Origin of the sequence: Azospirillum sp. OGB3 (assembly GCF_014192915.1) — a bacterium.
In the GTDB taxonomy this organism is placed as follows: domain Bacteria; phylum Pseudomonadota; class Alphaproteobacteria; order Azospirillales; family Azospirillaceae; genus Azospirillum.
The window spans coordinates 146,056-168,969 of sequence record NZ_JACHYN010000005.1 but is presented as its reverse complement, the minus strand read 5'-3'; the positions used below and the strand labels follow the sequence as shown (position 1 = coordinate 168,969).

The following is a 22,914-nucleotide window of genomic DNA, read 5'->3' as shown; positions in this document are numbered from 1 at the left end:
ACCATGACCACCGCATCGACCCTGTCCCATCAGGCCGCCCCGCCGCCGGCGCCGGAGCGCCGCGGCCCGCTCGTCCCGGCGGCCGACGATCCCCGGCGCATCGACGCCTACCTGCCGTCGCCCTGCGTGCAGAACCACGCCGCCAATCTGGCGCTGCTGCTCAGCGGCGACCTGCTGTGCGCCTGGTTCGGCGGCACGCAGGAGGGCATCCCCGACGTCTCCATCCACGTCGCCCGCCTGCCGGCCGGCGGCGACCGCTGGGAGGCGCCGGTCAAGCTGTCCGACGACCCCGCCCGGTCGGAGCAGAACCCGGTGCTGTTTCTGGCGCCCGACGGCACGCTGTGGCTGATGTACACCGCCCAGATCTCCGGCCACCAGGACACCGCCATCGTGCGTTGCCGTGTCTCGGCCGACCAGGGGCGGAGCTGGGGACCGGTGCGCACCCTGTTCGAGGCCGAGGGTCACACCGGCGTCTTCATCCGCCAGCCGGTGGTGGTGCTGGACAACGGCGACTGGCTGCTGCCGACCTTCCTGTGCCACGGCACGCCGGGCCGCGCCTGGGTGGGCGACCACGACACCAGCGCCGTGCGCATCTCCAGCGACGGCGGCCGGACCTGGACCGAGCACGCGGTCCCCGACAGCACCGGCTGCGTCCACATGAACATCGTTCCGCTGGCGGATGGGCGGCTGGCCGCCTTCTACCGCAGCCGCTGGGCCGACCATGTCTACCGCAGCCTGTCCAGCGACGGCGGGCGGAGCTGGACCGCGCCGGAGCCGACGGAACTGCCCAACAACAACTCCTCCATCCAGGTGACGGCCCTGTCCGACGGGCGTCTGGCCATCGTCTACAACCACGCCAGCGCCGCCGACGCGACCGGCCGCCGGCTGGGCCTGTACGACGACATCGAGGACGCAACTCCTGAAGCGTCTTCCGCAGAGCCTGTTGCCGAGCCTCCGGCGGAGGGGCGAACGGCCTTCTGGGGGGCGCCGCGCGCGCCGCTGACCCTGGCGCTGTCCTCCGACGGCGGGGTGACCTGGCCGCTGCGCCGCGACCTGGAGGTCGGCGACGGCTATTGCATGACCAACAATTCGAAGGAGAAGCTGAACCGGGAGTTCTCCTACCCGGCCATTCTCCAGACGCCGGACGGCCGGCTGCGCATCGCCTTCACCTATTTCCGGCAGGCGATCAAGTACACCGAACTGCCGCCCGGCTGGGTCGAGGCCGGCCCGGTCGAATCCGGCAGCGGGCGATAAGGGGGAAGGAAGCATGCCCATGAGAGCGACACAGATGGCGCCCATCGCCGGCCTGCGGCCGGTCGCACCGACGCTGATCCAGATCCGCAACCTGAAGAAGACCTACGCCGCCGGCCGGGTCCAGGCGCTGTCGAACATCAACCTCGACATCGCCGACGGCGAGTTCGTCTGCGTCGTCGGCCCGTCGGGCTGCGGCAAGAGCACGCTGCTGCGCATCCTGGCCGGACTGGACGATTACGACAGCGGGCAGGTGATGCTCGGCACTAAGACGGTCTCCGGCCCGTCGCGCGACGTCGGCGTGGTGTTCCAGCAGGCCAACCTGCTGCCCTGGCTGACGGTGCGCGAGAATGTGGCGCTGCCGCTGCGCGTCGGCGGCGGTCGGCCCGACGGGGCGGACGACGTGGACCGCCTGCTGGAGGTTGCCGGCCTGAAGGACTTCGGCGGGCGCTACCCCTACGAGCTGTCGGGCGGCATGCAGCAGCGCGCCGGCATCTGCCGTGCCCTGGTGCGCAACCCGCGCATCCTGCTGATGGACGAGCCGTTCGGCGCGCTGGACGCCCTGACCCGCGAGCGGATGAACCTGGAACTGCAGCGTATCTGGCAGAGCACCGGCAAGACGGTGATGCTGATCACCCACTCGATCTCCGAGGCGATCTTCCTCGCCGACCGGGTGATCGTGATGTCCGCGCGCCCCGGCCGCGTGCTGCGCGAGCTGACCGTGGACATCCCGCGCCCGCGCAGCAACGACACCATCATCAGCCACCCGGATTACCCGGCGCTCGCCAAGGAGATCCGCGCGCTTCTGACCGGACAGGGAGAGGAATGATGAGCAAGCCCGACATCACGCTGGCGGTCGCCGATCCCACCATCGAGAGCGCTCCCGCCTCCGAATCCCCGCCGCGCGCCCCGCGTCCGGTCAACGGCACGCTGATCGCCGGCCTGGGGCTGGTGGCGCTGTTCGCCGGCTGGGCGCTCGCCGTCCGCTTCCTCGACGTGCCGTCCTACATCCTGCCGTCGCCCGCCGCGGTGTGGAAGGCGCTGTGGTCGGGTCTGGCGGTGTCGCCCTCCGACCCGCTCGGCTACTATCTGCCGCTGTGGGGCACGCTGAAGAACGCGGCCATCGGTCTGGCGGCCGGCGGCGGGCTCGGGCTGCTTCTCGGCTCGCTGATGGCGGAGAGCCGCACCATCGAAAAGCTGCTGATGCCCTACGCCTTCGCCCTGCAGAGCCTGCCCAAGGTGGCCATCGCGCCGCTGGTGGTGATCTGGTTCGGCTTCGGCGACGGGTCGAAGATCGCCATCGCCGGCCTGCTGTCCTTCTTCCCGATCCTGATCAACAGCTTCACCGGCCTGCGCTCCGTCGATCCGGAGAAGATCGACCTGATGCGCTCGCTCTCCGCCTCGCGCTTCGAGACCTACCGCATCGTCAAGCTGCCGAACGCCGCCCCCTACATCTTCGCCGGCCTGGACATGGCGGTGGTCTACGCCCTGCTGGGCACCATCGTGGCGGAGTTCCTGGGCGCGCAGCAGGGCATGGGCGTCGTCATCACCCAGGCCCAGGCGGTGACCGACGTGGCCGGCGTCTTCGCGGCCCTGGTGATCCTTGGCGCCTTCGGCATCCTGCTGCACGGCATCGTGCGCGGTCTGGAGCAGCGCATCGTCCATTGGGGCAACCGCGGCCGTAAGTGACCGGCGGCCCGGACGACACGATTTCAAACCAAACAACACAAGCCCAAACAACACAAGCAAGGGGGAGGACACCATCATGACCAACTTCAGCGTCACCCGCCGCCAGTGCCTGCAGGCCGCCGGCGTCTTCGCCGCCGCCATGGCGCTCGGCCCGCGCTCGCTCTTCGCGCAGTCCGCCCCGCGCACCGTGCGGCTGGGCGTCGGTCTGAAGTCGCTGAACGCCAGCGTCATCAACCTGCTGATCGGCGAGGCGCTGGGCTACAACGCCGCCGAGGGCTTCACCGTCAAGGGGATGGCGGTGGGCGGCAACGCCAACGTCCAGGTCGCGGTGGACCGCGGCGACGTGGAGGTCGGCATCGCCGTGCCGTCCTACGCGCTGCCGATCCTCGCCAAGGGCGAATGGGGCGAGGCCATCAGCTTCTACCAGTACACCTACCCCTACAAATGGGACGTGGCGGTGAAGCCGGGCTCGGCGCTCAAGACCTACACGGACCTCAAGGGCAAGAACATCGGCGTGTCCGATTTCGGCGGCACCGAGTATCCGGTGACCCGCAACGTCCTGAAGAATCTCGGCATCGACCCCGACCGCGACGTGAAGTGGACGGCGGTGGGCGGCGGCGTGCCGGCCGGCGTGGCGCTGCAGCGCGGAGCGGTCGACGCGCTCGCCTACTACGACACCGGCTTCGGCCTGATCGAGGGGGCGGGCATCCCCTTCGAGATCCTGATCCGCCCGCAGGGCCTGCCGATGATCGGCGGCCAGTTCCTGATGACGCTGCGCGAGCGGCTGAAGACCGACCGCGCGCTGATGGTCGGCTTCGGCCGGTCGGCAGCCAAGGCCTCGACCTTCCTGCTCGCCAACCCGACGGCAGGGGCCAAGGCCTTCCTCAAGCTCTACCCGGAGACCGCGCCGCGCGGCAGCAGCGAGGAGGAAGCGGTCAAGGCGGTGCTGGTCGCGGTCAGCCGCCGCATCAAGCTCTACCAGCCGCCCTATCCGGGCTTCAAGATGGGCCAGATCAACCCGGACGAGTTCACCACCGAGATGGCGCTGAACGGTATGGAGGCGAAGGACCTGTCGCGCTTCTACACCAATGACCTGATCGACGGCATCAACGCCTTCGACGCCGAGGCGGTGAAGGCCCAGGCGATGAGCTACAATGGCTGACCGGCCGGAGGGGCGGCCTGCTTCGCCGGGCCGGGCGCTGGTGACCGGGGTCAGCTCCGGCATCGGTGCCGCCATCGCCGCCCGGCTGCTGGACGACGGCTGGGAGGTGGTGGGGCTGAGCCGCACCGCCCCGGCCATCACGCATCCGGCCTTGCGCTTCGTCGCCGTCGACCTGATGGACGCCGGGGCGCTGGCCGACGCCCTGGCCGGCCTGCCGCCGGTGCGGGCGGTGGTCCACGCCGCCGGCATCCTGCGCGTCGGCCGGCTGGGCGAGGCGGAGAGCGCCACGGCCGATGCGAAGGCGATGTGGCGCCTGCATGTCGAGGCGGCGACGCAGCTCGTGGAGCACGCCGTCCCCGCCATGGAGGAGGGTGGGCGCGTCGTGCTGATCGGCAGCCGAACCTCGGACGGCTCGGCCGGGCGCGGCCAGTACGCGGCCAGCAAGGCGGCGCTGTCGGGGCTGGCCCGCTCCTGGGCGATCGAGCAGGCGCCGCGCGGCGTCACGGTGAACGTGGTCGCCCCCGGCGCCACCGACACGCCGATGCTCGCCGACCCCAACCGCGCCGGCGTGCAGCCGAAGCGTCCCCCCATCGGCCGCTTCGTGAAGCCGGAGGAGGTGGCGGCGCTGACCGCCTTCCTGCTGTCGGACGCGGCGGCCAGCATCACCGGCCAGCGCATCGTAGTGTGCGGCGGTGCCTCCCTGGTGTGAAGCGCCTTTTCCGGTTCACCGCGCCGGCACGAGGCGCGGCACCCAGCGGACGTAGGTGAGCATCGCCACCAACTCCACCAGCGTCTGCGTCACCACCACCGCGGGCACCAGCGCCCCGCCGTCCGGGACGGCGAAGGCCAGCGGCAGGACGACCAGGGAGTTGCGCGTGCCGCCGCTGAAGACGACGGCCCGCGCCGCTTCGGTCTCCAGCCGGAACAGGCGCGCCACCGCCCGACCGGCGTAGGGCATCGCCAGCGCGAAGGCGATGTAGAGCGGCACGGCGAGGGCCACCGCCCGCGCCTGGGCGGCCACGTCGGCGGCGACCGCCGCGGCGACCAGGAACAGCACCACCGCCATGAGCGGCACCGGCAGCCACGCCAGGGCGTCCGCGGCGGTCTTTCCGGCACCGCCGCGCGCCGCCCAGGCCTGCGTCGCCCCGGCCAGCGCCAGCGGCACGGCGATCAACCAGACGAAGGCGTCGATGAAGGGTCCCGGCCGCATCAGGGCCGCCGCCCCCTCTCCGGCGAAAAGACCGAGATAGACCGGCAGAAGCAGCATCTGGACGAGCAGCAGCACCGGCGTCGCCGCCAGCACCAGCCGCGCGTCGCCGCGCCCGAGATGGGTGAAGACGACGACATAGTCGATGCAGGGCGCCAACAGGACCAGCAGCACGCCGAGACGCACCGGCGCCTGCTCCGCGGGCAGGACGGAGACCAACCCGAAGACCACGCAGGGCACCACCGCGAAATTGACCAGCAGCAAGGCCGACAGGAAGCGGGTGTTGGTCATGCTCCGCCGCAGGTCGCCCAGCGGGACCTGGAGAAAGGTGACGTAGATCAGCGCGGCGAGGGACGGGTTGATCCCCGCCCCCCAGCTGTCGCCCGGCAGCACAGCGGCGGCGAGCAGACCGGCGGCGACCGCAGCGAAATAGACGGGGACCTGATGGTTTTCCAGATCCGCGCGGGTGAGGGCGGCCATGGCTCGGTTCCTGTTGGTGAAATCGTGTTTTTCGGAGTCCGGGCCGGCCGGGTCACGGGCAGCAGTGGCCGTCTTCGTGGTGGGGCGACAGCGCCTCGATGATGCGGCACTCGGCCACCCGGCCGCCGCGCCGGCACTGGTGGGCCAGCCGGTCCAGTTCGTCGCGCAGGCGCTCCAGATCGGCGATCTTCCGTTCCACCTCGTTGAGCTGCCCGAGGACCAGGGCGTCGACCTCGCCGCAGGGGCGGTCCGGCTGGTCGGCGAGGTCGAGCATCGCCCGGACGGTCTCTAGCGGGAAGCCGAGGTCCCGCACCCGCCGGACGAAGGTCAGCCGCCGCACATGGTCGTGGCCATAGCTGCGGTAGTTGCCGGCGGTCCGGGCAGGCGCCGGCAGGATGCCGATCTTCTCATAGAAGCGGATGGTCTCGACCTTGGTGCCGGTCAGCTTGCCGAGCGCGCCGATGGACAGCTCCTGTTTCGCCATCACAAACCCTCTTGACCCTGTAGTAACTCCAGGGTCCATGGTAGCGCACGACAGGCAGCCGCGCACCCCGAAACGGCGCGGCCGGCCACACCGCCGGTCGGAGTGGATCATGCAGGACAGGACTTTGGAGGCCGACGCGCCGGGCACCGGGCAGGCTTTGCGCTACAAGGTGGCGGGCATGGACTGCCCGAGCTGCGTCGGCAAGATCGAAACCGCGTTGCGCCGCCTGCCGGGGGCGTCCGGCGTCGGGCTCAACCACCATTCGCAGATTCTGCGGCTGACGCTGGACGAGGCGGCGACGCCGCGCGCGACGGTCGAGGCGACGATCCGCGGGCTCGGCTTCGGGGTGGAGGCCGCCGACACCATTCATGTTTCCGAGAGCGACGGGGTGGTGACTGACAACGGCGCCGCGACGGAGCCCCGCTGGTGGCGGACCGGCCGGGGCCGCATCACCATCCTGATCGCCCTGCTGGTCGCCGGCGGCTATCCGCTGTCCTGGATGGCGCCAGGCGTGGCGGATTACGCGCCGATGCCCGCCGCCCTGTTCGGGCTGGCCGTCTTCGGGCGCCGCGCCGTCCGGCTCGCCCGCTCCGGTTCGCCCTTCAGCATCGAAATGCTGATGTCGGTGGCGACGCTCGGCGCGCTGGCGATCGGAGAGGCGGAGGAGGCCGCGGTGGTCGTCCTGCTCTTCGCCATCGGCGAGCTGCTGGAGGGCGTCGCCGCCGGGACCGCCCGTTCGGGCATCCGGGCTCTGTCGGCTCTGGTCCCGCGGACCGCCCTGCTGATCGAGGGGGAAAGCGCCCGCGCGGTGCCAGTGGAGCGGCTGGAGGTGGGGCAGCTCGTGCTGGTCCGGCCCGGCGACCGCGTGTCCGCCGACGGCGTGGTGGAGGAGGGCGAGTCCGACATCGACGAATCCCCGGTGACCGGCGAGTCCGTCCCGGTCGCCAAGACCGTGGGCTCCCCGGTCTTTGCGGGCGGCATCAACGCCACCGGGGTGCTGCGCGTCCGCGTGACCCGCAAGGCGTCGGACAACACCATCGCCCGCATCGTCCAGCTGGTCGAGGAGGCGCAGGCCGCCAAGTCGCCGACCGCCCGCTGGATCGAGCGGTTCAGCGCCCGCTACACGCCGGCCGTCATCGCCGTGTCGGTCCTCACCGTCCTGGTGCCGCCGCTGGCCTTCGGCGGGGACTGGCACACTTGGATCTACCGTGGTCTGGCGCTGCTGCTGATCGGCTGCCCCTGCGCGCTGGTGCTGTCCACCCCGGCGGCCATCGCCTCCGGGATCGCCGCGGGTGCCCGCCGTGGCCTGCTCATCAAGGGCGGCGCCGCGCTGGAGGCGATCGGCAAGGTGCGGACCATCGCCTTCGACAAGACCGGCACGCTGACCCTCGGGCAGCCGCGCGTCACCGACATCGTTCCGCTCGACGGAAGCGAGCGCACGCTGCTCGGCCTCGCCGCCACGGTCGAGAGCGGCTCGGCCCACCCGCTGGCCCGCGCCATCCTGGAGCGTGCGGCGGCGGACGGCGTGCCGCTGCGCCCGGCCCGCGACCGCAAGGCCGTGCCGGGGCGGGCGGTGCAGGCGGTTGTCGGCGGGCGCCTGATCGAGGTCGGCTCCCCCCGCCACGCCGTTGAGCGGGCCGGCGCCGGGTCCTTGCCCGCCGACACCGTCGCCGCCTTCGAGGAGGAGGGCAAGACAGTCGCCGTGGTCCTGGCGGACGGCCGGCCCGTCGGCCTGCTGGCGCTGCGCGACGAGCCGCGGCCTGACGCCGCGCGGGGGATCGCCGCGCTGCGCGGGCTCGGCGTGCGCAGCGTCATGCTGACCGGCGACAACCGCCGCACCGGTCAGGCGGTCGCCCGGACGCTCGGCCTGCCGGTCGAGGCCGAACTCTTGCCGGAGGACAAGCTGCGCGCGATCGCCGGCCTGAAAGGGCAGGGGACGGTCGCGATGATCGGCGACGGCATCAACGACGGCCCGGCGCTGGCCGCCGCCGACGTCGGAATCGCCATGGGCGGCGGCACGGACGTCGCGCTGGAGACCGCCGACGCCGCCCTGCTCGGCAACCGCGTCGAGGGGGTGGCCGAACTCGTCACCCTGTCGCGGGCGACCCTGGCCAACATCCACCAGAACGTCGCCTTCGCGCTCGGCCTGAAGGCGATCTTCCTGGTGACGACGTTGTTCGGTATCACCGACCTGTGGCTGGCCATCCTGGCGGACACCGGGGCCACCATCCTCGTCACGCTCAACGCGCTGCGCCTGCTCCGCCGCAAGGGTGCGAGCCCGGCGCCGACGCCGGCGATTGCTTGAAGGAGACCATCATGAGTTTGCCATGGGCGGCCCCGTCCGCTGGTTTGAGGTCGGCCGGTCTGAAACTGGCGGGCACCATCGGCGCCGTGATCCTGGTGCTCGACCAGCTCACCAAATGGGTTGCGCTGGACCAGCTCCTGGACCCGCCGCGGCTGATCGAGGTCGCGCCGTTTCTCAATTTCGTGCTCGGCTTCAACACCGGGGTCAGTTTCGGCCTGCTGGAGAACGACAACCCTTACGGCCCCTGGCTGCTGTCCGGCGCCGCGCTGCTCGTCGTCGCGGTTCTCGTGGTTTGGGCGGCCCGTTCGGACAGCCGCGCCGAGGCGGCGAGCTTCGGGGCGATCGCGGGCGGGGCGATCGGCAACATCGTCGACCGCCTTCGCCAGGGCGCCGTCACCGACTTCATCGACCTCCACGCCTTCGGCTGGCATTGGCCGACCTTCAACGTCGCCGACATCGGCATCACCGGCGGAGTCGGGCTGCTGCTGATCTCGGGTCTGTGGCCGCGCAAGAGGCCCGGCGACGACGCCCCCCGCTGACCCGGAGCCTATGGCTCCGCGGCCACCGTGGCGCGCTTCAGGACCTCGAAGACGCGCGGGTCGCCCATCTGGGCGACGTTGAAGCGCAGAAAGCCGGTGGCCGACTGGCTGGCGCTGAAGACGTTGCCGGGGGCGAGGACCACCCGTTCGTCCAGCGCCGCCCGCGCGACGGCCGCCGCGTCCCGGCCCTCCGGCAGGCGGCACCACAGATAGAAGCCGCCGCGCGGCATCAGCCAGGGCTCCAGGCCAAGGGCCACCAGCCGGTCCGCCGTCTCGCGCCGCGCCCGCGCCAGACGGCGGCGCAGCCCGTCGAGATGCTTGCGGTAGCCGCCGTCGCCGAGGATCGCCAGGACGAGGTCAGCGGCGACCGGGCTGGGGCCGCCGAAATTCGTCGCGACCTGGAGATCGACCAGCGCTTCCACCCAGTCCGGCCGCGCCGCGAGGTAGCCGCAGCGGACCGAGGCGGAGAGCGTCTTGGAGAAGCTGCCGATCCGGATGACCTGGGCCAGCCCGTCGAGGACGGCGAGGCGCGGCGAGGGGTCCGGCTCGAAACCGGCGAAGATGTCGTCCTCGACGATCGTGACGTCGTGGGCGGCGGCGGCCTTGAGCAGCCGGTGCGCCGTCTGCGCCGACATCGTGGCGCCGGTCGGGTTGTGCAGCGCCGCGTTGGTGATGTAGAGGCGGGGCCGGTGCTCGGCCAGCGCCGCGGCGAAGAGCGTGGTGTCCGGGCCGCTCGGCGTGTAGGGGACGCCGACGATGCGGACCTGATGGGCGCGCAGCAGGGCCTGGAAGTTGAAGTAGCAGGGGTCGTCGACCAGCACCGCGTCCCCCGGGCGCAGCAGGAAACGGCAGATCAGGTCGATCGCCTGGGTCCCCGATCCGGTCAGAAGGATCTGGTCGGCACTGACGGCGATTCCTTCCTCCGCGAACTGCCGGGCCAGGAGCCGGCGCAGGGCGGGCGAGCCGCGCGTGCTTCCATAATCCGCCAGCAGGGCATCGTCGGCGTTTGCGAGACGGCGGAGGGCGCGGCGCAGGGCGGTGTTGGGCATCCAGTCCGCCGGCAGCCACCCACAGCCGGGCTTCAGCATCTCCGCACCGGAATCGAGCGACTGGCGCGACACCCAGAAGGGATCGATGGCGCGGTCGCGGCGCGGTTCGGCCTCGGCCAGCGCCAGCGGCGGCAGGGCGCCGGACACATAGAAGCCGGAACCGGGCCGCGAGCGGATCACGCCGTCCGCGGCGAGACGGTCATAGGCCTCCACCACGGTCGAGGGCGACACGCCCATGGTCGCGGCGAAGCGACGGATGGAGGGGAGGCGCTCGCCCGGAGACAGGCGACGGTCCGCCATCCTCTGGCGGATCGCGTCCATAACCTCCGTCGTCCGTGTGCCCAGTCGGTTCGTCATCACGCCGCCTTCGACAGGTGTGTTGCACGCAGTACCAATACAGTTCGGTGCGATTGTATGGGACCGTCGCTGTCTCCGCCAGCGTCCGCCGCGTAGGCTCGCTCCGCGATAAGCGCGGGACGGGAAAGGATCACGGGATGCGGTGGGCGACAGCGGGTTGGGGCAGCGGGTTGCTGGGCGTGCTCATTTTCAGCGGATCGCTGCCGGCGACGCGCGTCGCGGTCGGCGGTTTCTCGCCCTTGTTCCTGACCTCGGCGCGGGCGCTGATCGCCGCCCTGCTGGCGGGAGCCCTGCTGGCCGCGCTGCGGCAGGCCCGCCCACGGCGCGGCGACCTCGCGCCGCTCGCGGTCGTGGCGCTCGGCGTGGTCGTCGGCTTTCCGCTGCTCACCGCGCTGGCGCTCCGCCACATCACCTCCGCGCAGTCCATCGTCTTCATCGGCCTCTTGCCGCTCTCCACCGCGCTGTTCGGCGTGCTGCGCGGCCGGGAGCGGCCGAAGCCGGTCTTCTGGCTGTTCTCGGGCCTTGGCAGCCTCGCGGTGGTCGGCTTCGCCCTGGCGCAGGGCGGCGGCGCGTCGCTCACCGGGGCTGCCCTGATGGTGGCCGCCATCCTGCTCTGCGGGCTGGGCTACGCCGAAGGCGCGGTGCTGTCGCGCCGTCTGGGCGGCTGGCAGGTGATCTCCTGGGCGCTCGTGCTGACGACGCCGGTGATGGCCGGCCTGGCGCTGGCGACCATGCCGGACGGCTGGTCGGGCATTGGGGCTTCGGCCTGGATCGGCCTCGCTTACGTCTCCGTCTTCAGCATGCTGATCGGCTTCATCTTCTGGTACCGGGGGCTGGCGCTCGGCGGCATCGCCGGGGTCGGACAGCTGCAACTGCTCCAGCCCTTTTTCGGACTGACGCTGGCGGGCTTTCTGCTGAACGAGCCGGTAGGCTGGAGCATGATCGCCGTGGCCGGGCTGATCGTGCTGTGCGTCGCCGGAGCGAAGCGCTTCGCCTGAGTGGCGATCCCGGTCTCCGACGCTGCTCCTTTCGGATTTGAAGCCCGACCTATTGCTATTGGGCTAACAAATCGTTTCTCGCCGCCGTCCCCCAGATCAGCTTAAAGTGGCGTCCCGCTGTGCACCAACGGTCACGCCCCTGTTGTGGGGGAATGAGAACAGGAAGGACGGGACGCCTACGCATGTCCAACGAGACCGACGTCTCCGCCGCTCCCGATTTCCTCGCCAGCGGCGGCGAGATGGGCGCGCAGATGCGCGCGTTCGACTGGGCGTCGACGGTGCTCGGCCCGCCCGAGGACTGGCCGCGCAGCCTGAAGACCGCGGTACGGATCATGCTGACGTCCCGCCAGCCGATCTGGGTCGGCTGGGGCCGGGACCTGATCTATTTCTACAACGACGCATACAAATCCATCATCGGCGGCAAGCATCCCTGGGCGCTCGGACGGCCGACGTCGGTCGTCTGGCGGGAGATCTGGGGCGACATCGGCCCGATGCTGGCGACGGCCATGACGGGCGACGAGGGGACCTACGTCGAGGGGCAGCTCCTCGTCATGGAGCGCAACGGCTATCCGGAGGAGACCTACTACACCTTCTCCTACAGCCCGGTCCCCGACGACGACGGCAGCCCCGGCGGCATCATCTGCGCCAACACCGACGACACGCAACGGATCATCGGTGAACGGCAGCTAACCTTGCTGCGCGATCTCGCCGCGGGCGCCGCTGACGCCCGCACCCTGCCGGAGGTGTGCGAGCGCAGCGCCCAGGCCCTCGCCACCAATCCGCGGGATCTGCCCTTCGCGCTGCTTTACGTGGCCGAGCCCGACGGTTCCAGCGCGTCCCTCGCCGGGTCCTGCGGCATCGAGCGTGGCCACCCGGCGGCTCCCGAGGTTCTGGCGGTGGACGGCACGTCGGTGTGGCCCTTCACCCCGACGCTCCACGACGCGGTGCTGGTCGATGATTTGGCGGCGATGTTCGGCGCTGACCTGCCGCCCGGCGTTTGGCGCCGCCCGCCCGCCCAGGCCGCGACGATCCCGATCCCGGCCAGCGGCGAGGCGGGCCGGGCCGGCCTCCTTGTCGTCGGCCTGAATCCGTTCCGCCTGTTCGACGACGATTACCGGCGCTTCCTCGGTCTGGTGGCGGGGCAGATCGCCGCGGCCATCACCAACGTCCAGACCTACGAGGCCGAGCGGCGGCGGGCCGAGATGCTGGCCGAGATCGACCGCGCCAAGACGGTGTTCTTCTCGAACATCAGCCACGAATTCCGCACGCCGCTGACCCTCATGCTCGGTCCGCTGGAGGAGGTGTTGCAGGCCGAGCCGGAGCGGATGCGGGACCATCGCGAGAATCTGGTGGTGGTCCATCGCAACGGGCAGCGCCTGCTCAAGCTCGTCAACGCGCTTCTGGACTTTTCACGCATCGAGGCCGGACGGACCCAGGCGCGCTATGAGCCGACCGACCTCGCGGCCTACACGGCCGAGCTGGCGAGCGGCTTCCGCTCGGCCTGCGAGCGGGCCGGGCTGCGCCTCACCGTCGACTGCCCACCGCTGCCGGCGCCAATCCATGTTGATCGTGGAATGTGGGAAACGGTCGTCCTCAATCTGCTGTCGAACGCTTTCAAGTTCACCTTCGACGGTGGGATCGCGGTCTCTCTTAAGCCGGTCGACGGGGGTGTCGAACTGGTGGTGCGCGATTCCGGAACCGGCATCCTCGAATCCGAGCTGCCGCGCCTGTTCGAGCGCTTCCACCGGGTCGAGGGCGCGCGGGGGCGCAGCCACGAAGGCACTGGCATCGGCCTCGCCCTCGTCCAGGAACTCGTCAAGCTGCATGGCGGGGCGATCCGGGTCGAGAGCGAATTGGGGCGCGGGTCGGCCTTCATCATCACCCTTCCGTACGGCACCGCCCATCTGCCGCAGGAGCGCGTCCTGTCGGAGCCGACCGGCGCCTCGACCGGCGTGCGAACCCAGACCTACGTCGAGGAGGCGCTGCGCTGGCTGCCCGGCTCGGCCGCCGCCGAAGGCGATGCGCCGGCACCGTTCATCGGCGCGGCGGAGACGGTCGTGGTGCCGGTGACAGGCGAGTGTCCGCGTCTCGTTTTGGCCGACGACAACGCCGACATGCGCGACTATGTGAGCCGCCTGCTGAATGGCCGCTACATCGTCGATGCCGTTCCCGACGGGGAGGCCGCCCTGGCGGCAATGCGCGCGAACCGCCCGGACCTCGTCCTGACCGACATCATGATGCCCGTTCTGGACGGCTTCGGCCTGCTGCGGGCGATCCGCGAGGATGCCCATCTGCGCGACCTGCCGGTCATCCTGCTGTCGGCCCGCGCCGGCGAGGAGGCGAGCGTCGAGGGGTTGTCGGCGGGCGCCGACGATTATCTGGTCAAGCCGTTCTCGGCGCGCGAACTGATCGCCCGCGTCGACACCGCCCTGGCGATGGTGCGCCTGCGCCGCGAGGCGGACAACGCGCTGCGCGAGAGCGAGGCGCGCTTCCGCAATCTCGCCGACCACGCCCCGGTGATGGTCTGGGTCACCGAACTCGACGCCTCCTGCACCTACCTCAACAAGTCCTGGTACGAGTTCACCGGCCAGACCCCCGAGACGGGGTTGGGGTTCGGCTGGCTGGACGCGATCCATCCCGACGACAAGCAGGCTGCGGCGGACGTGTTCCTGACCGCCAACGCGAAGCAGGAGGCGTTCCGGCTGGAATACCGGCTGCGGCGGACCGACGGGGTCTATCGCTGGGCGATCGACGCCGCCGCCCCGCGCTTCGGTTCGGACGGCGGGTTCCTCGGCTACATCGGTTCGGTGATCGACATCACCGAGCGCAAGGAGGTCGAGGATGCCCAACGACGGCTCAACGACCTGCTGGAGCAGCGCATCGCCTCGGCCATCGCCGAGCGGGAACGCGCCGAGGCGCAGCTTCGCCAAGCCCAGAAGATGGACGCGGTCGGCAAGTTGACCGGCGGGGTGGCGCACGATTTCAACAACTTGCTCCAGGTCATCTCCGGCAACCTCCAGCTGCTGGCGAAGGACATCGCGGGGAATGGCCGCGCCGAGCAGCGGTTGCAGAACGCGCTGAGCGGTGTCAGCCGGGGGTCGAAGCTGGTCGCCCAGCTCCTCGCCTTCGGCCGGCGCCAACCCCTGGCTCCTCGGGTGGTCAATTTGGGCCGGCTCGTCCGCGGCCTCGACGAGATGCTGCGCCGGGTGCTCGGTGAGGGCGTCGAGATCGAGACCATGATCACCGGGGGCCTGTGGACCACCTTCGCCGACGAGAGCCAGGTCGAGAACGCGCTGCTCAACCTGGCGATCAACGCCCGCGACGCGATGAACGGCCACGGCCGGCTGACCATCGAGGCCGGCAACGCCTTCCTGGATGACCCCTACGCCGCCCGGCACGCCGAGGTGACGCCCGGCCAATATGTCATGCTGGCGGTGACGGACACCGGCTGCGGCATTCCGCCGGACGTGCTGGATCACGTCTTCGAGCCGTTCTTCACGACCAAGCCGGAGGGGCAGGGCACCGGCCTCGGCCTCAGCATGGTCTACGGTTTCGTCAAGCAGTCGGGCGGTCACGTCAAGATCTACAGCGAGCCCGGCCAGGGAACCACGGTCCGCGTGTACCTGCCACGCGCGCATCAGGCGGAAGACGTCGTGACGGTGATCGACAACGGGCCGGAGGCCGGCGGGTCGGAAACCGTTCTGGTGGTCGAGGACGACGACGACGTGCGCGCAACCGTGGTCGAGATGATGGCCGACCTCGGCTACCGTGTGCTCAAGGCGCGGGACGCGCAGAGCGCGCTGGCCATCGTGGAAAGCGGCGTGCCGATCGACCTGCTGTTCACCGACGTCGTCATGCCGGGGGCGTTGCGCAGCCCGGAGCTGGCGCGCCGCGCGAAGGAACGGCTGCCGGGGATCGCTGTCCTGTTCACCTCGGGCTACACCGAGAACGCGATCGTCCATGGCGGGCGTCTCGATCTTGGTGTCGAGCTGCTGAGCAAGCCCTACACCCGCGAGGCGCTGGCCCGCAAAGTGCGGCATGTCCTGGGCAACCAGCAGCAGAGGACGAAGGGCCAGTCCGCCCCGGGGGGAGCGGCGGCGCAGCCGCCCGCCGAACCCGCGCCGGCGGGAACGGGCGACCGCCGGGGCCTGCGCGTGCTGCTGGTCGAGGACGATGCGCTGATCCGCCTCGTCGCCGTGGACATGCTGGCAAGCCTCGGTCACGCGGTCGTTGAAGCCGGCAATGCCGAGGAGGCCATGGCGATCGCCCGGACAGAGCCGGTCGACCTCCTGCTGACGGACATCAGCCTGCCGGGGATGTCGGGAGAGCAGTTGGCCGCCGCGCTGCGGAAACGTCACCCTGGCCTGCCGGTCGTCTTCGCCTCGGGGGCCGACCGGGCGCCCGACGGCGGCGTCCACCTGCCGAAACCCTACGACGAGGCAGCGTTGGCCAGGGCGCTGGACGAGGCGGGCGGGTCGTCCCGCTGAGGTTCCTGTCCCGCCGCCTCCAGGACGCGGGCGCGCATCGTCAGGGCCGGCCCCATGGCCGGACGCCCGCCGTTCCGCCACCGCGGACTTGGCAAGGTGCTGAGCGGAGGGCTCACGGCGTCAGGAACAGGGCTGAGGTCCAAATCCGCGACTGGTCGCGCTGGCGCGCGGTGAGGAACAGCGGATGCTCGCGGCCCGGAGCGAGGCTGAGGTCGGCGAGCGGGATGTGCCCGGCAAGGTCGCGGGGCAGCGGCGCCTCGGTGACGCGCTCCACCGTCACCTCCAACTCGGTGCCGGGCAGGGTGCGGGTGACGTGCCCGGCGTCCGCGTCGGCCAGCAGCGCGTCGCCGTCGATGTCCAGAACCGCTTCCGGGGCGTGCGGGTTGGGCGGCGGGGTCAGCGGGTTTCCCACCTTCACATAGGTGCCAATGGCGAGCCGCACCTGGAGGCGCGCGCCCGCCAGCCGCGACAGCGCCAGTTCCACCCCGTCGCTGTCGCCGTGGGTGACGGTGCGGATGGCGACGGTGGTCGCGTCGCGGCGCCAGCAGCCCTGCTCGGGGTGGTCGAAGCCAAAGGGCTCGACCCGCTGCACGGCGGCACCGGTGATGGTGATCCCGCCGTCCCAGTAGGCGCCGCGGTAGCGGTCCTTGATGCGGGCGCCGCCCAGCCGCAGGCGGATCCTCGTTTCCGACAGGCCCAGCTCGCGGTGCAGGTCGCGCTCCCAAACCAGCCGGTCGCCGTCGAACAGGCGCAGGTTCTCCCATCCCCGGTCGCCGAGCAGGCGGTAGTCCAGCGCATCCCCCGCCGTGCCCGAGACCACCTCGCCCATCCAGCGGTCGCCCAGCCGCAGGCTGGCGAAGCTGCGCTCCCCGGTGGTCGCGAAGGTCCGCCGCGCCCGCAGCGCCCGGCCCACCGACGCGCGGTCCAGCCGGTCGGCGAAGACGCCGGTCAGCCCGCCGCGCGCCCCGAACACGGCGGTCGCCGGCGCTCCGCCGCCGCAGCGTCCCTGATGCTCGTCACTGCTCGCCGAGGCGCCGAGCCGGTAGCCGCGGGCCAGAGCCTCGGCATAGACCCAGTGGAACTGGCCCCAGGCGGAGCCGATCTCGATCAGCCGCTCCAGCTCTGGATGGTGCCAATCGAGGTTGCAGCGCCGCCCGCCGACATGGGGGATGAGCAGATGGCCCTCGGGATCGTCCCGATAGGCGGCGTAAAGGTCGTCAAGCGGCCAGGCGCCGGGGCGCAGCGCGCCGCGGGTCGACTCGTTCCATTCGAAGGAGCGCACCGGTTGCCCCCGCCCGTTCGCCGGGAAGCGCGGCGCGCCGTCGCGCAGGAAGATCACGTTGTGGTCGCCGCCCGCCGCGGAGTTGCCGCACCATTCCGTGCCGGGGTAGCAGACGAAGCGGTCCGGCTCGTTGTAGCGGTCGATCAGGCCCACCGCTTCGGTCCAGGCGCGCTCCGTCACGTTGAAGTCGTTGGCGGTGTATCCCAGCACGTCCAGCCCGGCCACGTCACGACCGTAGGACAGGTTGTAGGCGGTATCGTTGGTGCCCACCGTGTCGTTGGAATGGACGTGCAGGTCGGCGTAGACGGAGCGCGGCGCCCCGTCCTCGGCGGTGACGAAGGCTTCGGCGGGGGCGAGGCCCGGCGCCGTCGCGGCGATCCGCCATTCCCCGGCGCCGAGGTCGAGCGCCTCGCGCCGGACCAGCCAGCCGTTCGCCTGGGGATCGGGAGCCAGCGCGACCGCAAGCGCTCTCTCGCCGCCCGGCCCGGTGACGGTCAAAGTGGCGTCCAGCGTGGTGTCGAGGCAGCAGTTGCCCCAAGCGTCGTCGGCGCGCAGCAGCAGCGAGGCCGGGCCGGGGGCGATCAGCCGTGGCGCGACCAGCCGCAGGGCGGCGGGAACGCCCGGCACGATGTCGATCACGCAATCGCCCGGCACCTCCGCGTATTTCTGGCTGCCCAGCGGGTCGATGAAGACACGGAAGCGGAAACCCTGCTCGACGAAGGTCTGCACCCGTGTGCCCGGCCCGCCCTGGCGCCGGTCGCCCAGCCGGATCACGATGCGGTCGCCGGGATTCAGGTAGCCGTCGATCACGTCGATGACGATGGCCTTCTGATAGGGCCGCTCGTGCCCCTTCTGGTCGAAGCGCACCTTCAGCGCCTGCACGGTCGCCGGGCTCTGCCCCGGAACCAGCGGTCCCGCCTCGTACTCGGCGGAGACGAAGTTGGCTGCCGTGGGGTCGCTGGTCTGGAACAGCGCCCAGTCCGAATAGAACTTCATCGCCAGCTTGATTCCCGCCCCGTCGGCGAGACCCGACCCGCCGACCTCGTAGGTCAGCGCCACCTCGGTCCACTCGCCGGCCACCAGCCGCCGGTGGGAACAGGCGGTCGCCCCGAGGAACGGGCGGGCCTTGTTCCGTTCGTAAAGGCCGGCGGGGGCGATGTGGCCGGCGGAGACGGGATCGCTCATGGGACGGGACCTCGGGCAAGGGGGCGGCGCGCCGCAACGGCTGATACATTGCATAACAAGTTTGATAATACAATATAAGACATGTGGGGCGTCCCACCGGGCGACGGCGACGAGTGGGCGCTTGAGCGGTCGGGGCTCCGGTGGCATCAAGGCGTGGACGGATTCGCCAGAAGCGGGGAGGGGACGGTGGCCCCGATGCGGGACAGTTTGGTGCGGGAGAACGCGACGGCCCTCTACCGGCAGATCGCCGACCGGCTGCGCGAGGAGATCGCGGCGGGCCGGTTCGAGCCGTCGGGCCGCCTGCCGAGCGAGAGCGAGATCGGCATCCGCTTCGCGGTCAGCCGGGTGACCGTCCGTCTCGCGCTCGACCGGCTGGAGACGGAAGGGCTGATCGAGCGGCGCAAGGGCAAGGGCACCTTCACGGTGGGCAAGCGCGTCCGCCACCCGCTGGACCGGCTGCGCAGCTTCCACGAGTCCTTGCGGCTCCAGGGGCTGAACGCCAGCATGCGTCCTCTGTCGGCGGCCATCACCGCCACGCCGCCGGACCTGACGGGCGCGTTCGGCCCGCGCTGCCTGGAGGTGCGCCGCCTGCATCTGGTGGACGGCGAGCCGGTGGCCTTGGGGCGCAGCCTGCTGTCCCCGGAACTGGTGGGCGTCGATTGGATGGCTGCGGGAGAGAAGCCGATCTACGCCGTTCTGAAGGAGGTTACCGGCAAGCCGGTGGTCGGCGCCGACATTGAGGTCAAGGCCGAAGCCGCCGGCGCGGCGGTCGCCGAACCGCTCGGCGGGACAGCGGGGATGCCGGTGCTGGTGATGATCCGGCGCTCCGTCTTCGCGGATGGCGCCTGCGCCGACCACGCCGTCTTCCACGTCCGGCCGGAGCGTTACAGCTTCGTGCTGTCCCACCGCTGGGAGGGCTGAGGCAGGGGGGCTGGGACGCGGCCGGATCGGTCAGCGCAGCGCCTCGGCGCAGCCGTCGAGGCCCAGCCCGCGGCACAGCGCCTGGGCCAGCAGGCGGCCATCCGGGTTGTCCGGCCCGAGCGTGCCGGGGGGGCGCCCCAGCAGCGGGTAGAGCATCATGCCGCCCTGCGGGTCCTGCGCGACGTTCCGGGCGAGCTGTTCCGCCAACGGCACCGTGTAGGTCGGCCCGCCGAGCTGGCTCGGCGGCACCTGGACCCCGAGGGCGAGCGGCCCCTTCCAGACCTGCCGGTAGGCCTGATAGGCCTGCCAGGGATCGAAGGTCGGGCCGGCCTCATAGGCCATGATGGAGACGAGGTCGATCGCCGCCGCCTGCGGGGAGCGCAGCAGGTTGAGGATCGACCCGGTGTGGGGGCCGCGCGGCTGGGCGTCCCGGAACGCGCCCTCGCCATAGGCGCCGATGCTCCAGCCCGGCACGGTCAGCAACAGAGGGCGCGGGAAGGCGTCGCGGAAACGCGCGACCAAGTCCAGCCAGAGCGCGTCGGACAGGCAGCGCACCCGCCCCCGGACCGAGCAGCCGGGGGACACCGGTTCGAAATCCAGATCGATTCCGTCGGCGCCCAGATCCTGGACCAGACGCACGAGAGCGTCGAGGTTCAGCGCGTCCCAATTCGCGTAGTTGGCGCCTCCGACGGCGAGCAGCACGCGGGTCTCCGGCTGGCGCCGCTTCAGCAGCGCGATGGCGTCCCTCAGCACCGTGCCGGAAAAGCTGTACTGCAGCCCGGTCCCCTTGAGGTCGAGGCGGCCGGGATAGGAAGCGTCCGGCCGGACGAAGGACAGGGCGACCAGATTCATATAGCCGGGGAGGGTCGCCAGCGTTGTGGCCGCCGGGCCGGTGGCCGGGCGTTCGTACCAGCTGTCGTGATAGACGAGCAGGGGACGCGCCGGCAGACCCTGCGCGCCCGTGCCCGCTTTCGCGTCCGCCACGCCACCCGCCAGCAGCCCGGCGGCCAGCATCCCGGCGGCCAGGGCGCCTAGAACACGTCGCGCCCGAACAGGCCGGTGGTCACGGTGCTGATGATGATCTTCGCATCGAGCCATAGCGACCAGTTCTCGATATAGTGGATGTCCATGTCAACCCCGACGCGCGCCTTCTCGACGGTGTGGATGCCGCCGCGCATGCCGTTGATCTGGGCCCAGCCGGTGATCCCCGGCTTGACGCGGCTGCGCGCCGCGTACTCGCGCGCCACCTCGGCGTAGCGCTGGTTGCCGACCCGCATGTTCGGGACATGGGCGCGCGGACCGACCACCGACATGTCGCCGGCCAGCACGTTGAAGAGCTGAGGCAACTCGTCGATGCTGGTGCGGCGGAGGAAGCGGCCGATGCGGGTGATGCGCGGGTTGTCGCGGCTGGTGCCGACGGCGCCGTCGTCGCTGTCGTCCACCTTCATCGTGCGGAACTTCAGCATCGTGAAGGGCCGGTTGTTGAAGCCCACGCGGGTCTGCCGGAAGATGATCGGCCCCGGCGAGTCCAGGCGGACGGCGATGGCCGCGGCCAGCATGAAGGGCGAGGCGACGAGCAGGCCGAGGCCCGCGACCACAACGTCCTCGATGCGCTTCACGACGATCTGCATGCCGCGCAGCGGCTGCCGCATCACCAGCAGGGCCGGGATGTCGCCGATGTGCCGCAGGTTGGCGAGCCGCAGCCGGATGCTCTCCTCGTCCAGCGGGATCAGGATGTCGAGGGAGATCATTTGAAGCTGCATGCGCAGGCTGTGGATGCGCATCGCCGCCCGCCAGGGCAGGGCGATGACGACCATGTCGACGCGGTTGTCCGGCAGGAAGCGCTTGAAGTCCGTCAGGTCGCCGGACACCGGAAGGCCGGCGAGCGACGCCGGCCGGCGGTCGCTGTCGCGGTCGTCGAACAGGCCGAGGATGCTGTAGTTCGCCCGGTGCTCCGGCAGGGCCAGATGCGCGATCATCCGTTCCGCCACGTCGGTCGCGCCCAGGATGACCACCCGGCGGCGCAGCACCCCGCGCTCCTCCAGAAGGCGCACGCCGCGCGCCGCCAGGATGCGGCCCGCCCCGAGGCAGGCGAGCGCCATCCCGCCCCACAAGGCAAGCATGTCCGAGGGGCCGACCTCCGGCAGGAAGGCCCAGACGAGGAGGGACAGGACGGTTCCGGCGGGCAGCAGGCCGCCGATCACATCCAGCAGCGACTTTCCCCAGTGCCGGTAGTTCTCGACACGGTAGGCGCCGATGGTGGTCATGGCGCGCAGATAGACGCCGAGCGTGATGGCCGTGAAGATGAGCGCCTGGAGAAGCAGGCGGCCGTCGTCGAACGACGCCCCGTCCGTCCGGCGGGTCCAGGCGGCCCAGGCGGCGAGACCGGCGACCGCCAGCAGGACGCCGTCCGCTCCCTTCACCAGCCGGTTGACAAGCCCATGCGTCCAGTGCAGCCAGCCATCCCGCGAGCCGGCGAAGTCGCCGGGGGGCGGCGCGAAATCCGGCGCAGAGTCCGGTGGGGCGTCCGGCGGCGCGTCCGCTGACGGCGCGGCAAGGTCCGGAACGGCGCTTCGCTCGTCTGCCGGAAAACGGACCTGCACGTCGTCGCGCATGGCAGTCTCTTTACCCCTGCACGAAGCGGCGGATGATCGGCTTCAGCGCCTGTCCCAGCGGATGGGAGCGAAGCCGGCGGGTCAGGCCGGTCTGCCGGATGAACTGCATCGGCGTCCGCGGCGTGCGGAACACGGTGACGGGCTGGCCGAACAGCTCGGTGTCGCGCACGAAGTGGCGCGACGGCATCGCCCCGACCAGCATGGCGCGGTAGCGCTCCGCCCAGTCCGGGCGGGCCAGGAGCAGCTTGTTGTCGCCGATGGCGAAGGGGGCGAGGGCTCCGGGCCGATCGGCCATGAAGCGGCACATCCCCTCGGACACAGCGGGGAATTCCGGGTTGAAGTAGTCGTCGAGGACGATCACCCCGCCGTCGCCCAGGCTGTCGTCGGCGATGCCCAGGTCATGGCGGGTGATGTCGGCCGTGTGGCCGCCGTCGATGCTGAACAGGCGAACCGCGGGCCCCAGCCGTTCGGCGAGTCCGGCCCAGGACAGGGCCATCGAGTTGCCCTTGACGACCTCGACCGACGCCGGCTCGATTCCGAAGCGGACGAGGTTGCCGCGGAAGGCCGTCTCGTCGCCCTGTCCCGACTGGTCGACGTTGAACTGCTGGTCGTCGAACAGATCGATGGCGAAGGCCCGCTCACCCGGCCGGCGCGCCAGAGCCAGAAGGATGAACAGCCGTCCGTGATGAACGCCGATCTCGCCGACGCTTCCCGTCACGCCCACGGCGCTCTGCCAGACGCCGACGGTGGCGATCAGGCTGGCGTCCAGGCGCGACAGCCAGCCGTCCACGCGGCGATGGCCGCCCTGGATGTAACGGTGCAGCGGCGATGAGGGCGCTATCATGGGTTGAGATGTCATGATGACCTATTACTACCACACTATTTAAAATGGATTAAGACAGC

At 71.0% G+C, this 22,914-nt stretch carries 17 protein-coding genes; 10 read left to right on the top strand and 7 right to left on the bottom strand.

Translation table 11 applies throughout. The features are described from left to right. The first annotated feature begins 3 nt into the window (after positions 1-3). The 5 genes from FHW79_RS13065 (at position 4) to FHW79_RS13045 (ending at position 4,811) form a co-directional block, all read left to right on the top strand. On the top strand, positions 4-1,254 hold the full coding sequence (locus FHW79_RS13065; RefSeq protein WP_183179322.1) for a sialidase family protein: 1,251 nt from the start codon (positions 4-6) through the stop codon (positions 1,252-1,254). A 19-nt stretch (positions 1,255-1,273) separates the two neighbouring features. Then, the gene (locus FHW79_RS13060; protein ID WP_247883135.1) at positions 1,274-2,080 is read left to right on the top strand and encodes an ABC transporter ATP-binding protein; all 807 of its coding nucleotides are present in this window, start codon (positions 1,274-1,276) and stop codon (positions 2,078-2,080) included. Continuing rightward, the gene (locus FHW79_RS13055) at positions 2,080-2,940 is read left to right on the top strand and encodes an ABC transporter permease (RefSeq protein ID WP_109138944.1); all 861 of its coding nucleotides are present in this window, start codon (positions 2,080-2,082) and stop codon (positions 2,938-2,940) included. The genes FHW79_RS13060 and FHW79_RS13055 overlap by 1 nt, the downstream gene beginning before the upstream one ends. 76 nt (positions 2,941-3,016) lie before the next feature. After that, positions 3,017-4,102 (top strand): ABC transporter substrate-binding protein, encoded by a 1,086-nt coding sequence (locus FHW79_RS13050; RefSeq protein ID WP_183179321.1) that lies wholly within the window; start codon positions 3,017-3,019, stop codon positions 4,100-4,102. After that, positions 4,095-4,811 (top strand): SDR family oxidoreductase, encoded by a 717-nt coding sequence (locus tag FHW79_RS13045; protein WP_183179320.1) that lies wholly within the window; start codon positions 4,095-4,097, stop codon positions 4,809-4,811. The genes FHW79_RS13050 and FHW79_RS13045 overlap by 8 nt, the downstream gene beginning before the upstream one ends. A gap of 15 nt (positions 4,812-4,826) precedes the next feature. Here the strand turns inward: FHW79_RS13045 and FHW79_RS13040 are convergent, their stop codons facing one another. Together FHW79_RS13040 and FHW79_RS13035 are read right to left on the bottom strand one after the other, a co-directional pair. After that, positions 4,827-5,789, bottom strand: coding sequence for a bile acid:sodium symporter (locus FHW79_RS13040; protein ID WP_183179319.1), 963 nt, complete (start codon positions 5,787-5,789; stop codon positions 4,827-4,829). A 52-nt stretch (positions 5,790-5,841) separates the two neighbouring features. Then, positions 5,842-6,273 carry a helix-turn-helix domain-containing protein gene (locus FHW79_RS13035; protein WP_183179318.1) on the bottom strand — a complete coding sequence of 144 codons (432 nt, stop codon included), beginning with the start codon at positions 6,271-6,273 and terminating at the stop codon, positions 5,842-5,844. A gap of 109 nt (positions 6,274-6,382) precedes the next feature. Between FHW79_RS13035 and FHW79_RS13030 the strand changes: the two genes are divergently transcribed. After that, entirely contained in the window at positions 6,383-8,578 is a 2,196-nt protein-coding gene (locus FHW79_RS13030; RefSeq protein WP_183179317.1) for a heavy metal translocating P-type ATPase, read from the top strand. Positions 8,579-8,589: 11 nt separating this feature from the next. Further along, positions 8,590-9,117, top strand: a complete 528-nt coding sequence (lspA, locus tag FHW79_RS13025; RefSeq protein ID WP_183179316.1) for a signal peptidase II — start codon at positions 8,590-8,592, stop codon at positions 9,115-9,117. 8 nt (positions 9,118-9,125) lie between these two features. Here the strand turns inward: lspA and FHW79_RS13020 are convergent, their stop codons facing one another. After that, a complete protein-coding gene (locus FHW79_RS13020) occupies positions 9,126-10,523 on the bottom strand; it encodes a PLP-dependent aminotransferase family protein (RefSeq protein ID WP_183179315.1) in 1,398 nt (465 codons plus the stop codon). Between the two features lie 137 nt (positions 10,524-10,660). On the opposite strand from FHW79_RS13020, the gene FHW79_RS13015 reads away from it, so the two are divergent. Further along, a complete protein-coding gene (locus FHW79_RS13015; protein WP_183179314.1) occupies positions 10,661-11,521 on the top strand; it encodes a DMT family transporter in 861 nt (286 codons plus the stop codon). 182 nt (positions 11,522-11,703) lie between these two features. Continuing rightward, the gene (locus FHW79_RS13010) at positions 11,704-16,008 is read left to right on the top strand and encodes a response regulator (protein ID WP_247884345.1); all 4,305 of its coding nucleotides are present in this window, start codon (positions 11,704-11,706) and stop codon (positions 16,006-16,008) included. 112 nt (positions 16,009-16,120) lie between these two features. Here the strand turns inward: FHW79_RS13010 and FHW79_RS32645 are convergent, their stop codons facing one another. Continuing rightward, positions 16,121-18,475: a hypothetical protein gene (locus tag FHW79_RS32645; protein ID WP_183179313.1), complete on the bottom strand. Its 2,355-nt coding sequence runs from the start codon at positions 18,473-18,475 to the stop codon at positions 16,121-16,123. A gap of 195 nt (positions 18,476-18,670) precedes the next feature. Here FHW79_RS32645 and FHW79_RS13000 point away from each other — a divergent pair, with 195 nt between their 5' ends. Then, the gene (locus FHW79_RS13000) at positions 18,671-19,396 is read left to right on the top strand and encodes a GntR family transcriptional regulator (protein WP_183179312.1); all 726 of its coding nucleotides are present in this window, start codon (positions 18,671-18,673) and stop codon (positions 19,394-19,396) included. A gap of 30 nt (positions 19,397-19,426) precedes the next feature. Here the strand turns inward: FHW79_RS13000 and FHW79_RS12995 are convergent, their stop codons facing one another. Genes FHW79_RS12995 through FHW79_RS12985 form a run of 3 tightly spaced genes read right to left on the bottom strand, consistent with a single transcriptional unit; the run spans position 19,427 to position 22,855 of the window. Continuing rightward, positions 19,427-20,410: a hypothetical protein gene (locus FHW79_RS12995; RefSeq protein ID WP_211108256.1), complete on the bottom strand. Its 984-nt coding sequence runs from the start codon at positions 20,408-20,410 to the stop codon at positions 19,427-19,429. Between the two features lie 17 nt (positions 20,411-20,427). After that, positions 20,428-22,011 carry an exopolysaccharide biosynthesis polyprenyl glycosylphosphotransferase gene (locus FHW79_RS12990; protein ID WP_183179311.1) on the bottom strand — a complete coding sequence of 528 codons (1,584 nt, stop codon included), beginning with the start codon at positions 22,009-22,011 and terminating at the stop codon, positions 20,428-20,430. 10 nt (positions 22,012-22,021) lie between these two features. Continuing rightward, complete coding sequence (locus tag FHW79_RS12985; RefSeq protein WP_211108255.1) at positions 22,022-22,855, bottom strand: class I SAM-dependent methyltransferase; 834 nt, start codon at positions 22,853-22,855, stop codon at positions 22,022-22,024. Positions 22,856-22,914: the final 59 nt, after the last annotated feature.

Coding starts and splice junctions, on each gene's coding strand:
- lspA (WP_183179316.1), top strand. CDS start 8,590: ATGAGTTTGCCATGGGCGGCCCCGTCCGCTGGTTTGAGGTCGGCCGGT.
- FHW79_RS13030 (WP_183179317.1), top strand. CDS start 6,383: ATGCAGGACAGGACTTTGGAGGCCGACGCGCCGGGCACCGGGCAGGCT.
- FHW79_RS12985 (WP_211108255.1), bottom strand. CDS start 22,855: ATGATAGCGCCCTCATCGCCGCTGCACCGTTACATCCAGGGCGGCCAT.
- FHW79_RS13050 (WP_183179321.1), top strand. CDS start 3,017: ATGACCAACTTCAGCGTCACCCGCCGCCAGTGCCTGCAGGCCGCCGGC.
- FHW79_RS13060 (WP_247883135.1), top strand. CDS start 1,274: ATGAGAGCGACACAGATGGCGCCCATCGCCGGCCTGCGGCCGGTCGCA.
- FHW79_RS13065 (WP_183179322.1), top strand. CDS start 4: ATGACCACCGCATCGACCCTGTCCCATCAGGCCGCCCCGCCGCCGGCG.
- FHW79_RS13035 (WP_183179318.1), bottom strand. CDS start 6,273: ATGGCGAAACAGGAGCTGTCCATCGGCGCGCTCGGCAAGCTGACCGGC.
- FHW79_RS12990 (WP_183179311.1), bottom strand. CDS start 22,011: ATGCGCGACGACGTGCAGGTCCGTTTTCCGGCAGACGAGCGAAGCGCC.
- FHW79_RS13055 (WP_109138944.1), top strand. CDS start 2,080: ATGAGCAAGCCCGACATCACGCTGGCGGTCGCCGATCCCACCATCGAG.
- FHW79_RS12995 (WP_211108256.1), bottom strand. CDS start 20,410: ATGCTGGCCGCCGGGCTGCTGGCGGGTGGCGTGGCGGACGCGAAAGCG.
- FHW79_RS32645 (WP_183179313.1), bottom strand. CDS start 18,475: ATGAGCGATCCCGTCTCCGCCGGCCACATCGCCCCCGCCGGCCTTTAC.
- FHW79_RS13015 (WP_183179314.1), top strand. CDS start 10,661: ATGCGGTGGGCGACAGCGGGTTGGGGCAGCGGGTTGCTGGGCGTGCTC.
- FHW79_RS13000 (WP_183179312.1), top strand. CDS start 18,671: ATGCGGGACAGTTTGGTGCGGGAGAACGCGACGGCCCTCTACCGGCAG.
- FHW79_RS13020 (WP_183179315.1), bottom strand. CDS start 10,523: ATGACGAACCGACTGGGCACACGGACGACGGAGGTTATGGACGCGATC.
- FHW79_RS13010 (WP_247884345.1), top strand. CDS start 11,704: ATGTCCAACGAGACCGACGTCTCCGCCGCTCCCGATTTCCTCGCCAGC.
- FHW79_RS13045 (WP_183179320.1), top strand. CDS start 4,095: ATGGCTGACCGGCCGGAGGGGCGGCCTGCTTCGCCGGGCCGGGCGCTG.
- FHW79_RS13040 (WP_183179319.1), bottom strand. CDS start 5,789: ATGGCCGCCCTCACCCGCGCGGATCTGGAAAACCATCAGGTCCCCGTC.